At 75.2% G+C, this 11,828-nt stretch carries 12 protein-coding genes; 8 read left to right on the top strand and 4 right to left on the bottom strand.

The genetic code is table 11. The features are described 5' to 3' along the window. Nucleotides 1-202 precede the first annotated feature (202 nt). The 4 genes from ACWERV_RS33220 to ACWERV_RS33205 all read left to right on the top strand — a co-directional run bounded on the left by ACWERV_RS33220 (nt 203) and on the right by ACWERV_RS33205 (nt 4,577). Nucleotides 203-958 carry a (5-formylfuran-3-yl)methyl phosphate synthase gene (locus ACWERV_RS33220; protein ID WP_398183676.1) on the top strand — a complete coding sequence of 252 codons (756 nt, stop codon included), beginning with the start codon at nt 203-205 and terminating at the stop codon, nt 956-958. Between the two features lie 7 nt (nt 959-965). Continuing rightward, nucleotides 966-2,399, top strand: coding sequence for an aldehyde dehydrogenase family protein (locus tag ACWERV_RS33215; RefSeq protein ID WP_452940256.1), 1,434 nt, complete (start codon nt 966-968; stop codon nt 2,397-2,399). Then, on the top strand, nt 2,396-3,499 hold the full coding sequence (locus ACWERV_RS33210; RefSeq protein WP_452940258.1) for a zinc-binding dehydrogenase: 1,104 nt from the start codon (nt 2,396-2,398) through the stop codon (nt 3,497-3,499). The genes ACWERV_RS33215 and ACWERV_RS33210 overlap by 4 nt, the downstream gene beginning before the upstream one ends. Before the next feature lie 64 nt (nt 3,500-3,563). After that, nucleotides 3,564-4,577 (top strand): class I SAM-dependent methyltransferase, encoded by a 1,014-nt coding sequence (locus tag ACWERV_RS33205; protein ID WP_452940254.1) that lies wholly within the window; start codon nt 3,564-3,566, stop codon nt 4,575-4,577. Here ACWERV_RS33205 and ACWERV_RS33200 read toward each other — a convergent pair. Both ACWERV_RS33200 and ACWERV_RS33195 read right to left on the bottom strand, forming a co-directional pair. After that, nucleotides 4,567-6,078: an arabinofuranosidase catalytic domain-containing protein gene (locus ACWERV_RS33200; protein WP_452940253.1), complete on the bottom strand. Its 1,512-nt coding sequence runs from the start codon at nt 6,076-6,078 to the stop codon at nt 4,567-4,569. The genes ACWERV_RS33205 and ACWERV_RS33200 overlap by 11 nt on opposite strands. A gap of 341 nt (nt 6,079-6,419) precedes the next feature. Beyond that, complete coding sequence (locus ACWERV_RS33195; RefSeq protein ID WP_452940251.1) at nt 6,420-7,895, bottom strand: SpoIIE family protein phosphatase; 1,476 nt, start codon at nt 7,893-7,895, stop codon at nt 6,420-6,422. A 244-nt stretch (nt 7,896-8,139) separates the two neighbouring features. Here ACWERV_RS33195 and ACWERV_RS33190 point away from each other — a divergent pair, with 244 nt between their 5' ends. After that, nucleotides 8,140-8,910 (top strand): type 1 glutamine amidotransferase, encoded by a 771-nt coding sequence (locus ACWERV_RS33190; RefSeq protein ID WP_452940249.1) that lies wholly within the window; start codon nt 8,140-8,142, stop codon nt 8,908-8,910. Next, on the top strand, nt 8,897-9,394 hold the full coding sequence (locus tag ACWERV_RS33185) for a hypothetical protein (RefSeq protein ID WP_452940247.1): 498 nt from the start codon (nt 8,897-8,899) through the stop codon (nt 9,392-9,394). Before ACWERV_RS33190 ends, ACWERV_RS33185 begins: the two co-directional genes overlap by 14 nt. On the opposite strand, the gene ACWERV_RS33180 is transcribed toward ACWERV_RS33185, so the two are convergent. Both ACWERV_RS33180 and ACWERV_RS33175 read right to left on the bottom strand, forming a co-directional pair. Further along, nucleotides 9,373-10,326 (bottom strand): hypothetical protein, encoded by a 954-nt coding sequence (locus ACWERV_RS33180; protein WP_452940246.1) that lies wholly within the window; start codon nt 10,324-10,326, stop codon nt 9,373-9,375. The two genes, ACWERV_RS33185 and ACWERV_RS33180, sit on opposite strands and share 22 nt — an antisense overlap. A gap of 115 nt (nt 10,327-10,441) precedes the next feature. Next, nucleotides 10,442-10,777 carry a helix-turn-helix transcriptional regulator gene (locus tag ACWERV_RS33175; RefSeq protein ID WP_452940245.1) on the bottom strand — a complete coding sequence of 112 codons (336 nt, stop codon included), beginning with the start codon at nt 10,775-10,777 and terminating at the stop codon, nt 10,442-10,444. A 159-nt stretch (nt 10,778-10,936) separates the two neighbouring features. On the opposite strand from ACWERV_RS33175, the gene ACWERV_RS33170 reads away from it, so the two are divergent. Then, the gene (locus ACWERV_RS33170) at nt 10,937-11,398 is read left to right on the top strand and encodes an STAS domain-containing protein (protein ID WP_452940243.1); all 462 of its coding nucleotides are present in this window, start codon (nt 10,937-10,939) and stop codon (nt 11,396-11,398) included. A gap of 49 nt (nt 11,399-11,447) precedes the next feature. Continuing rightward, on the top strand, nt 11,448-11,819 hold the full coding sequence (locus ACWERV_RS33165) for a VOC family protein (protein ID WP_452940242.1): 372 nt from the start codon (nt 11,448-11,450) through the stop codon (nt 11,817-11,819). Nucleotides 11,820-11,828: the final 9 nt, after the last annotated feature.

Below are 11,828 nucleotides of genomic sequence, written 5' to 3'. Positions count from 1 at the left end.
GCCGCGCGCGCCGCCCGTCCGGACCGGCGCGGGCGGCGCGACGGACCGGCGTGAGGCGGCGCCTGCCGTGACCCGCACCGCCCCCGCACGCCCTGCCCGCGGGCGGGGGCCGCCCGGATGATGAGCACACCGCACGTGATCCGGGCGGCGTCCGCGTCACGGCCGTGAGCCGGGCGGACCCTGCGAGGAAAAGGAGTCCCCGGTGTTGCTTCTCATCTCCCCGGACAGCGTCGAGGAGGCCCTCGACTGCGCGAAGGCGGCCGAGCACCTCGACATCGTCGACGTCAAGAAGCCCGACGAGGGCTCGCTCGGCGCGAACTTCCCCTGGGTCATCCGGGAGATCCGCGACGCGGTCCCGGCGGGCACACCGGTCTCGGCCACCGTCGGCGACGTGCCGTACAAGCCGGGGACGGTCGCCCAGGCCGCGCTCGGCGCGGTGGTGTCCGGCGCGTCGTACATCAAGGTCGGACTCTACGGATGCACCACGCCCGAGCAGGGCGTCGAGGTGATGCGCGGGGTCGTCCGGGCGGTGAAGGACCACCGGCCGGAGGCGTTCGTGGTGGCCTCCGGCTACGCCGACGCCCATCGGATCGGCTGCCTCAACCCGCTCGCGCTGCCCGACGTCGCCCGGCGCTCCGGCTGCGACGCCGCGATGCTCGACACCGCGGTCAAGGACGGCAGCGGGCTGTTCGACCACGTCCCGCCGGACGCCTGCGCGCAGTTCGTCCGGCAGGCCCACGAGGCGGGCCTGCGCGCGGCGCTCGCCGGCAGCGTCAAGGCCGCCGACCTCGGTGTGCTGACCCGGATCGGCACGGACATCGTGGGGGTGCGCGGCGCGGTCTGCGAGGGCGGCGACCGCAACACCGGCAGGATCCAGCCGCACCTGGTGGCCGCCTTCCGGGCGGAGATGGACCGGCACGCCCGGGAGCTGACCGCCGGCGTCGCCGCCGCGGGCTGACCGCCGCATGACGAGGCATCAGCCGCTGCCCGTGCGGCAGGCCCGCGGCGCGCGCTTCGAGGTCGTCGACCCCGCCACCGGCGAGGCCTTCGACGAGGCCCCCGACCAGCGGCCGGACGAACTGGACGACGTCGTCGCGCGGTCCCGCGCGGCCTGGCCCGGCTGGCGGGGCGACCGCGCGGCCCGCACCGCCGCGCTGCTCGCGGCGGCCGACGCGGTGGAGGCGGCCCGCGACGGCCTCGCCCCGCTGCTCACCCGCGAGCAGGGCAAACCCCTCGCGGAGTCGTACGCGGAGGTCGCCCGCACAGCGGCCCGGATGCGCTACTTCGCCGCGCTGGAGCCCGGACGGGTCCGTGTCGACGACGGGCGTCCGGTACGCAGCGAGCTGCGCTGGCGCCCGCTCGGGCCGGTCGCCGCGATCGTCCCGTGGAACTTCCCGCTGCAGCTCGCCTCCGCGAAGTTCGCGCCCGCGCTGGCCGCGGGCAACACGGTGGTGCTCAAACCGTCGCCGTTCACGCCGCTGGCCACACGGCTGCTGGTGTCGGTCGTCGCGGCGGCGCTGCCCGAGGACGTGCTGACGGTCGTGACCGGCCGCGAGCCGCTCGGCGCGCGCCTCGCGGCCCACCCGGGCATCCGCCATGTGACCTTCACCGGGTCGATCCCCACCGGGCGGGCCGTCGCGGCGGGCGCGGCGGCCTCGCTCGCCCGCGTCACCCTCGAACTGGGCGGCAACGACGCGGCGGTGCTGCTGGACGACGTGGACGTGGAGCGGATCGCCGACCGGCTGTTCTGGGCGGCCTTCCGCAACTGCGGGCAGGTCTGCATGGCGGTCAAGCGCGTCTACGCCCCCGCCCGGCTGCACTCCCGGGTGGTCGAGGCGCTCGCGCAGCGCGCCCGGTCCGTCGTCGTCGGCCCCGGGCTCGACCCGGACACGCAGCTGGGGCCGCTCAACAACGCACCCCAGCTGGCCCGGGTCGCGGACGTCACCGCCCGCGCCCTCGCGGACGGCGCCCGCGCCGCGGCCGGGGGCCACCGGCTCGACCGACCGGGCTGGTTCTTCGCCCCGACCGTCCTGACCGGGGCCGCCCCCGGCAGCGCGGTGGTGGCCGAGGAGCAGTTCGGGCCGGTGCTGCCGGTGCTGACGTACCGGCACCTCGACGAGGCCCTCGCGGCGGCCAACGCCACCGGCTTCGGACTGGGCGGCTCCGTCTGGGGGACCGACCTCGACCGGGCCGAGGAGGTGGCCGGCCGGCTGGAGTGCGGGACGGTGTGGATCAACCACCACGCCGAACTGTCCCTCGCCCAGCCCTTCGCGGGCACCAAGGACAGCGGCGTCGGCGTCGCGGGCGGACCGTGGGGCCTGTACGGCAACCTCCAGCCGTTCGTCCTGCACCGCCCCGCGCAGCCGGACCCGGACGGGGGCGGGTCCGCGTGGCGCTGAGGTTCGGCGCGGCGGTGCTGCGCGCGTACGACGGCCCGTTCACCGTCGAGGAGGTGGTGCTGGAGTCGGGCCCGGCCGACGGCGAGGTCCTGGTACGGGTCGCCGGCAGCGGGATGTGCCGGACCGACCTCGCGGTACGGCGCTCGGCGGGCCGCTCGCCGCTGCCCGCGGTGCTCGGCCACGAGGGGTCCGGGGTCGTCGTGGGGACGGGCGGACCCGGCACCGGGCTGAGCGTGGGCGACCACGTCGTGCTGAGCTTCGACTCCTGCGGGCGCTGCCGCAACTGCCGGGCCGCCGCCCCCGCGTACTGCGACTCCTTCGCCTCGCTCAACCTCTTCGGCGGCCGCACCGAGCACGCGGCGCGGTTCACCGACGCGGCCGGGGGAGCGCTCGCGCCCCGGTGGTTCGGGCAGTCGTCGTTCGCCGACTACGCCGTGGTCCCGGCCCGCAACGCCGTCCGCGTCGACCCGTCGCTGCCCCTCGAACTGCTCGGGCCGCTCGGCTGCGGCTTCCTCACCGGCGCGGGCGCGGTCCTCCACTCCTTCGGCGCCCAGGCGGGCGACACCCTCGCGGTGTTCGGCGCGGGCGCGGTGGGCCTGGCGGCGGTCATGGCCGCCACGGCCGCCGGGGCGGTCACGGTGGCCGTCGACCGGCACCCCGAACGGCTCGCCCTCGCGGAGCGGCTGGGGGCCACCGTGCTGCACGCCGCGCAGGACGGACTGCCCGACCGTATCCGGCAGCGGACCGACGGCGGCGCGCAGTACGCGCTGGACACCACCGGGTCGGCGGCCCTGATCAACGACGCGCTGCGGGCACTGCGCCCGCGCGGCCGGCTCGGGCTGGTGGCCCGGCTGCACGGCCCGCTCCCGCTGGAGGTCGGCACCCTCGACCGGGGGCGGCGGATCTCCCACATCTGCGAGGGGGACGCGGTGCCGGGGCTGCTCGTCCCGCGGCTGATCGGCCTGTGGCGGGCCGGGCGCTTCCCCTTCGACGAGCTGATCCGCACGTATCCGCTGAGCGGCGTCAACGAGGCCGAACGCGACTGCGACGCGGGCCGGGTGGTCAAACCCGTGCTGATCCCCGACGGGAGGGCGCCGTGAGGGGCGGTGCGGTCGGCGGCACGCAACGGCAGACGGGGACGTCACTCACACCGAGGGAGCACACATGGCCGGCACGGCGGAGCAGAACACCGATATGCGCGAGGCCGGGGGAGACGGCGCGCGGGAGGACATGCACGAGGACGCGCAAGGGGGCGTCGGCCTGACCGCGTTCCTGGTCGCGGCGGCCCGCGCGCTGGAGACCCACCGGCCCGACAGCCTCGCCCAGGACCCCTACGCGGAGCACTTCGTACGGGCTGCGCCCGCGTGCGCGCGGTGGCCGCTGCGCATCGAGCAGGTCCCGGACGGGGACGCGAATCCGCTGTGGGGCCGCTTCGCCCGCTACTTCGGCCTGCGTACCCGGGTCCTCGACGACTTCGTACGGCGGTCGGCGCGCGAGGCCGGGGCCCGCCAGGTGGTGCTGCTCGGCGCGGGACTCGACACCAGGGCCTTCCGGCTCGACCTGCCGGACGGCTGCACGGTCTTCGAGATCGACCGGGAAGGGGTGCTCGACTTCAAGCACCGGGTGCTCGCCGGGCTGTCGGCCGCGCCGAAGGCGGCACGCGTCCCCGTACCCGTCGATCTGCGCGACGACTGGGCCGGGGCGCTGACCGGGGCCGGTTTCGACCCCGCCGCGCCGAGCGTCTGGCTGGCCGAGGGCCTGCTGTTCTACCTGCCGCGCGCCGCCGAGACAAGGCTGATCGACACCGTCGACCGGCTGACCACGCCCGGCAGCGCCCTCGCGTACGAGGTCAAGCTCGAACGCGACCTGCTGGACTACCGCGACAGCCCCCTGTACGTCGCGACCCACCGCCAGATCGGCATCGACCTGCTCACGCTCTTCGACCGCCAGCCCCGCCCCGACTCCGCCGGAGCCCTGTCCGCCAGGGGCTGGTCCACCGAGGTCAGCACCCCCTTCGACTTCACCCGCCGGCACGGCCGCGGCCCGCTCCCCGAGCCGAACGACGCCCTGGAGGGCAACCGCTGGGTCTTCGCCCACCGGCCGCACGACCGGCAGACGTCCCCGCCCGGCGGACCGGGCGGGGACGGCGACCGCGACCGCCCGGAGGTCAGTCGGTGACGAGGTCGAACTCCTCCCAGGGGCCGACCGCCGTGCGGTTGGCGATCAGCGCCGCCGCCCCGGCGTTCTCGGCGGTGACGAGGTGCTGGTTGTTGTAGGCACGCAGGCTCACGCTGCCGTCGGGGTTGTGCAGGAGGGAGAAGGTCTCCCACGGCCCCGGCGCGCCGCGGTTGGCGATCAGCGGCGAGTTGCCGTTGCTCTCGGCGGTGACCCACTGGCCGTCGGACCGCGCCTTGAGGTTCACGGTGCCGTTGTTGTTGGCCACCATGGTGAAGGTCTCGTTCGTGCCGATCGAGGCAGCGTCGGCGATGAGCGAGGTGCTGCTGTCGCGGGCGTCCACGTACTTGCCGTTGGCGTGGGCCCGCAGGCTCACCGTGGACTGGGTGGGCGCCGGGAACGTGGTGGTGTTGTTCGCGTACCCGGCCGCGGTGATGTTGGCCTGCACGGAGTTCTCGGTCGCGTCACTGGGGAAGCCCTTGGTGACGGCCCCCTCGAAGAACTCGCCCGTGCCCATGGGGCTGTTGTCGCCGCCGGTGCCCAGCTCGATGGAGGGCTGCACCTTCATCGGGTTGTAGCCGTTCGGCAGGGCGCCGGAATACGCCTGCGTCAGCCCGCCGGACTGGCCGCTGCCGTACTTCAGCGTGAAGTTCGTGGTGCCGTTGTTCTTCTCCCAGGCGCTCACGAACGAGCCCCTCTCGCCGGTGATGTTCGACGGGTTGGGCCCGGCGGCGCTGAAGTACATGCCGTTCTCCAGGTCGCCGCCGACCCAGGGGCCCGACCCGGTGCAGCCGCCGGTCCAGCACGCGGAGCCGTAGTAGATCGCGTTCATGGTCGCGTTGCCGTCGTCCGAGTCGTCGGTCTCGGCCGAGCCGAAGTCGAAGCAGCAGCTGTTGCTGGTGAGGTTGGACGACGTGAGCATGTACAGGCCCTCGGGCTGCGAGCCGGTGGGCACGTTCCTGGCGGCGTTGTTGCGGTAACCGGTGCCGATGTTGTCGAACAGCACGCCGTACGCGGCCCTGCCGCCGATCGTGACCGGCAGCGCCATCGCGTCCGCGCCGATGTCCGAGCCGTTCGGGCCGGGGCCCGACAGGCTGCCCGAGCAGCCGGCGCAGGAACTGCCGGGTGAGATAGGCAGGTTGTTGGCGTTGGACGTCTGGTCGTAGAGCTGGGTGATGGTGCACGCGGTGCCGGAGCAGAAGGACACCTGCGGTGCCGCGTTCACCGGACCGCCCGCCGAGGCGAGGCCGATGTTCAGCGTGCCGCCGTCCGAGGCCCGCTGGATCTGGTACAGCGGGCCGTTGTACGAGGCGAACATCGCCCGGGTGGTGCTGTACGCCGCCGCGCACGGCGTGCCGCCGGACGCGTAGATGTCGCAGGGCCCCGACGAGGCCGCCGCGGCGCGCGTCGCCGTCGTGCCGAGGAACGGCACCGCGATCGCCAGCGCGAGCAGGAACGCGATCAGCAGTTGCGTCCTGCGTCGGAGTGTGGGTATAGCCGGCACATATGCCTCCGGAAGTGTGGGGGGTGCCTTCCGCTCGTGGTGCAGGGCCGGACCGGAGCGGCGCATTCGTCGCCGGGCCGGGTCCGGAGATCGCCGGTGGCGCTCGGCGTGGGGGCGAGCGGCGCGGCGGACAGAGGGATCTTCTGTGGCGCAGCACACATATTTGGCTGGCTCTAGGCCTAAGTCAAGACGGTGGTTCGGTCAAGACTGCGCCAAGTGCACGGCCTTTGCGGCAAACCTGGCGCCGGTCGGGGAGGACTTATGTGCAAAGGGAGCGAAACAGGCTGCCGGTGTCGGTGCGGCCGCGCCCGGGGCCCCTCGCGGCCCGCGCCGACCCGTGGTCAGGCCGCCGCGCCGCCGCCGCGCGGCGGGGACGGGAGGGACTGCTCCACCCAGATGGTCTTTCCGGTGTCGGTGTAGCGGGTGCCCCAGCGGTGGGCCAGGCTGCCGACGATGTAGAGGCCGCGGCCCCCCTCGTCCAGGAGACGGGGCAGCCGCATGTGCGGCGCGGTGCTGCTGGTGTCGGAGACCTCGCAGATCAGCGCGTCGGTCATGACCAGCCGCAGCACGACGGGACCGGAGGCGTACCGCACGGCGTTCGTCACGAGCTCGGTGACCATCAGTTCGGTGGCGAAGGAGGCCTCCTCCAGACCCCACGCGGCCAGTCGGCGGCTCGCCGCTGCGCGCGCCTCGGCGGGGGAGCGGGCGTCCACGGGGAATTCCCACGCCGCGACATGGCCGGTGTCCACGGCGTGGGCGCGGGCCAGCAGCACCGTGACGTCGTCGTCCCCGTCCGCGGGCGCGACCCGGTAGACGCTGTCGCAGATCTCCGCCAGCGGGCGGCCCGCCGGGCGCAGCGCCGCGGCGATGTCGGCGAACGCGGCCTCCGGCGCGCGGTGGCGCAGGTCGAGCAGGCCGTCGGTGAACAGCGCGAGCACGGTGCCGTCGGCGACGTCCAGGGTCGTGGTGGCGAACGGGGTGCCGCCCACGCCGAGCGGCGGGTGCTCCGGCAGCTGAGGGAAGTCCAGCTCCCCGCCGGGCCCGAGCACCGCGGGCGGCAGGTGGCCCGCTCCGGCCAGCGTGCACGTGCCCGCGACCGGGTCGTACACCGCGTACAGCAGCGTCGCGCCGAGGTCGCGGGTCTCGTCCTCGTCGGCCAGCTGGGCGGCCAGGTCGTCCATCCGCGACAGCAGCTCGTCCGGTGGCAGGTCGAGGTCGGCCAGGGTGCGCACCGCCGTGCGCAAGCGCCCCATGGTGGCCGCCGCGTGCACCCCGTGCCCGACGACGTCGCCGACGACGAGCCCGACGCGCGCCCCGGACAGCCGGATCACGTCGCACCAGTCGCCCCCGACGCCCGCCTCGCTGTCGGTGGGCACGTAGCGGTGGCACACCTCCACCGCGTGGTTCCCGGCCAGTGACGCGGGCATGAGGCCGCGCTGCAGCCCCAGCGCGACGTCCTGCGCCTTGTTCAGCGTCCGCTCCCGCGCCCTGGCCTGGCTGAACAGCACCGCCGTCGCCGAGGCCACCGCCAGGAAGGCGATCTTGATGAGCGTCACATCGGTGCCGTCGTCCTCCCGCGTCAGGCTCAGCGAGCCGTAGACGGCGACCACCGCGACACCGAGCAGCGCGGTGACGTACGCCCCGTGCACGGCCGCCGCCAGGAACGGCACGACGGACAGCAGCAGCCCGTAGTGGTCCCCCGGCGCCGCGACCACGAGCAGCACCCCTACGACGACCAGGACCGCGAACGGCAGCAGCCGCGCCCCGATCGCCATCGCGCCGGGCCCGGCCCGGCGCGCGGTGGACGACGTGCCCATGGGCTCACCGCCTTCGTCCGGCACGCTGCGAGCACCGGACACCACCCCGCTCGGGGGTGAAATGTCCGTTTGTCCCATGCTACGTGAGCGGTCCGCGGCCCGGCGCGGTCCACCGCCGGGGCCCGCCGCCCCGGTCCGCCGCTCTGGTCCGCCGCCGCGGGCGGCGGCTACGCTGCCCACCGCCCCGGATCATGTGGCGGCGGGCGGGTCCGGGCCGAGCCGGACGGAAGGGGGCGGTCCGGTCATGGCGGGCGAGGCGACGGCGCTGGTGGTGCAGAACGGTCCGCACGGCGGGCCCGGACGGTGGTCCGGCTGGCTCGCCGAGGGCGGTGTCGGCATGGACGTGGTACGGGCGGACACGGGGGAGGCGCTGCCGGAGCGGCTGGAGCACCAGGCGCTGGTCGTGCTGGGCGGCGGGTACCTTCCCGGCGACGACACGCGGGCCCCGTGGCTCGCGGGCACCAGGGCGTTGATGCGGCAGGCGCTGGAGCGGGACGTCCCGGTGTTCGGCATCTGTCTGGGCGGCCAGATGCTCGCCCAGGTCGCGGGCGGAGCGGTCGCGGGGGAGCACGGGGAGCCGGAGTTCGGCAGCACGCAGCTGACGCTGCGCCTGGAGGCGGCGGACGACCCGCTGTTCCGGGGGCTGCCACAGCGGCCGAAGGCGGTGGAGAACCACGTCGACGCGATCGTGCGCCTGCCGGACGGGGCGCACTGGCTCGCGAGCAGCGAGAAATGCGCCCACCAGGCGTTGCGGGTCGGGGAGTGCGCGTGGGGCGTGCAGTTCCACCCCGAGGCCGCCGCGCGCAACATCGCCCGGTGGTCCACGGCCCGGCTGGAGCGCTACGGGGTGGACCGCGACGCGCTGCACCGCGCGGCCCTGCGCGACGACCGGGAGACCGCCCGGGTCTGGCGCCAGGTGGCGCTGCGGTTCGCCGCGCGGGTGCGGGGCGGGCGGGAGAGGGTCGGCCGGGAGCAGTGCGGTCGGGGGCAGGGGAGCGGCGATGGAGCTCGGTGACTTCGCCGGGCGCTTCCGGGCGGACATCCGGGCGCGGCTCGACTGGGCGCTGCTGGCCCGCGCGGGAGCCGGGGTCGGGGTCGAGACGCTGGAGGGGGACGCAGGGCGGCGGCGGCTGGCCGAGCTGTTCACCGTCTGGTACACCGACGGCGCGGGGGCCGGGAGCCGGTGGGACGCGCCCGGGAGCCGCCCGCTGCGCGTCGCCGAATCCGAGCGGGCCCTTCCCGGCTGGCCCGGCGACCGCCGCCGCGCCGTGGACGCCCTGCGGCGCTCCTTCGCGGCCGGAACCGGCCCCCTCGACCTCACCGTCCCGGTGTACCGGGCGGGCGCCGGCCGCCATGTCCTGCTCGACGGCAACCACCGCGCGGTGGCCGCGCACCTGGCGCCCGTGCGGGACCTGCGGCTGACGCTGTGGGCGCTGGCCGGGCCGGTGCGCGAGGACATCCTGCCCGACCTGCGCCACTACGCGGCGCCGCCGCCCTGAGCCGCCCCGCCGCCTCGGACCGCCCCGCCGTCCGCGCCCGCGTCGGCTTCCGGGTCCGGCCGCGCCGCCTGCGCCGGGAGGGCCGGGTCGGCGGCCGCGGGCAGCCGGGCGGCGGCGAGCCGCATCTCGTGGTCCTCCAGCAGATTGCGCAGCGCCTCCCAGCACTCGATACGGCGCAGGCGCAGCACCTGCGCGAAGGTGAGGGCCGCGGCGGCCGCGGCGGCCAGCACGATCGCGGTCGCGAGCGGGAGACCCAGCGGCACCACGGCGACGACCGTCCACGTACCGAGGGCGAGCGGCAGCAGCGTGGAGAGCAGCACGTTGATCTCGGCCTCGTTCGCGTCCGGCGCGAGCTGGGGGCTGTGCGTGCGCAGCCAGGACTTGGCGTAGTTGAAGGCCTCGTAGGCGTTGCCCGCGCGCAGCGCCCCGCCGGGCCGCCGCATGCTCTCGGCGGGCGTGACGGTGCGGCCCGCCGTGTGCAGCAGGTGGCCCAGCAGGGGATGGGCGTCCAGGCAGCGGCGCAGCGCCGCCGCCCCGTAGACGGCCTCCAGCTCCGCGCGCAGCGCCCCGGTGCTCGCCCGCCGCCGGGGAAGGGCCAGCTCGGCGGCGGAGAGCAGACGGAAGGCCAGCTCCCGGCCGACGTAGCCGAGCACATACGCCGCGGCCAGCCAGGTCACGTCGACCAGGATCACGGCGGGCCCGTGCAGTGTCCTGGCGGCGCTCTCGACGGAGCGGCCGAGGTGGTCCGGGTGCCGGGCGCGTATGAGGAGCAGGCCCGAGCAGGTGACGGCGACCAGACCCGGCACCAGGACGGACGTCAGCTGTACGGCGAGGTAGAACGCGAACCGCCGTCCCGCGGCGGCCCGCCCCGCGGTCACCGCCGTCAGCGGATCCATCCGCACGCCCCCGTCCCCGTCCCGGGTCCCGGTCACGTCCCGTCGTCCGGGCCGTCCCGCCGGTCCCCGGCGTTGCCGGAAGACGCTATCGGCGGGCCGGGGGCGGGGGAAGGGCGCACCCGGCCGCAGCGGGCGTGGGGCCCGCCCGGGGTCAGGGCGCGGGCGTGCCTTCCGCCTGCGGCTGGGCCGCCGTGTCCAGCGAGAAGAGCGAGAGCAGCGCGGCGACGGTGGGACCCGCGTCGGCGGGGTGGCGCAGCGACGTACCGGTCGGGATCTCGTAGGTGTTCGTGCGCCCGACGCGCGTGTGGCTGAGATACCCGTCCGACTCCAGGTCGGCGATGATCTTCTGCACGGCCCGCTCGGTCAGCATGCACTGCGCGGCGATGTCCCGGACGCGCACCTCCGGGTCGCGGGCGATCGTGGCCAGGACGCGCGCGTGGTTGGTCAGGAAGGTCCATCCGGTACGGGAGCGGGCGGCGTCATCCATGCCGGTCATCGTACGACAACAGATTCAGGTCAGCCAAAACACGAATCACATTTCGCGCATTACTTGACAGGGGTGCCGCCGCGGCACACTCTGGTGTCGCCCGCACGGGCGGCGGGGGCACGGGAAGAGCGGCGGGAAGACCAGTGGAGGTCATGGCCGATGGCAGGTGAAGGACGGTTCCGGCGCGAGGGCGTGCGCCACGGCGAGACCGCCCAGGGGCGTACGGCGCAGCCGCAACGCGTGATCAGGCATCTGCGGTCCGGCCTCACGATCCGGATGACCGAGCTGCACGGCCGCACACTGCTGACGGTCCGCGGGGAGATCGACCTCGACTCCGCCGACATCCTCCACCAGGCGGCCGTCGACTGCCTGGCGGTCACCCCGAAGGGCATCGACATCGACCTCGCCGGCGTCGGCTTCTTCGACTGCGCCGGGCTGAACGCGCTGCTGCGCGCCCGCGCCCTGGCGCGGGCCACGGGCGCCGAGCTGACCCTGACCGCGCTGTCCACGGCGGTCGCCCGCGTCCTGGACCTCACCCACTGCACCGAGGCCTTCTCGCTCCCCGCCCGCCCGGCCCCGCCCGCCGCCACCCTCCCCTGGCGCGCCGCCCGCCCGGCCTGACCCCCCGCCCCACTCCCGCGCGGGCCCCGCGCGGGGCACACTGGCCGCCATGCCGCTCTCGCTGCACCACATCGTCATCGACGCACACGACCTCCCCGCCCTGGCCCGCTTCTGGGCCGAGGTCCTGGACTGGCGGATCCTCTCCGAGCGGGAGCGCGAGGTCGTCATCGGCCCGGACGAGACGTCCCCCGTGGGCATCTGCTTCATGCCGGTGACCGACCGCAAGAGCGTGAAGAACCGCCTCCACCTCGACCTGACCTCCTCCCCGCACGACCGGGAGGCCGAGATCGCCCGCATCCTCGCCCTCGGCGCCCGCCGGGTGGACGTCGGCCAGAACGGCGACGAGTCCTGGACGGTCCTCGCCGACCCGGAGGGCAACGAATTCTGCGTGGTCCGCCCGAAGCGGACCCTCATCGCCTGAGCGGCGCAC

This window comes from Streptomyces sp. NPDC004031, assembly GCF_053604375.1.
The sequence above is the reverse complement of the archived record's forward strand: the minus strand, read 5'-3'. Positions and strand labels throughout refer to the sequence as shown.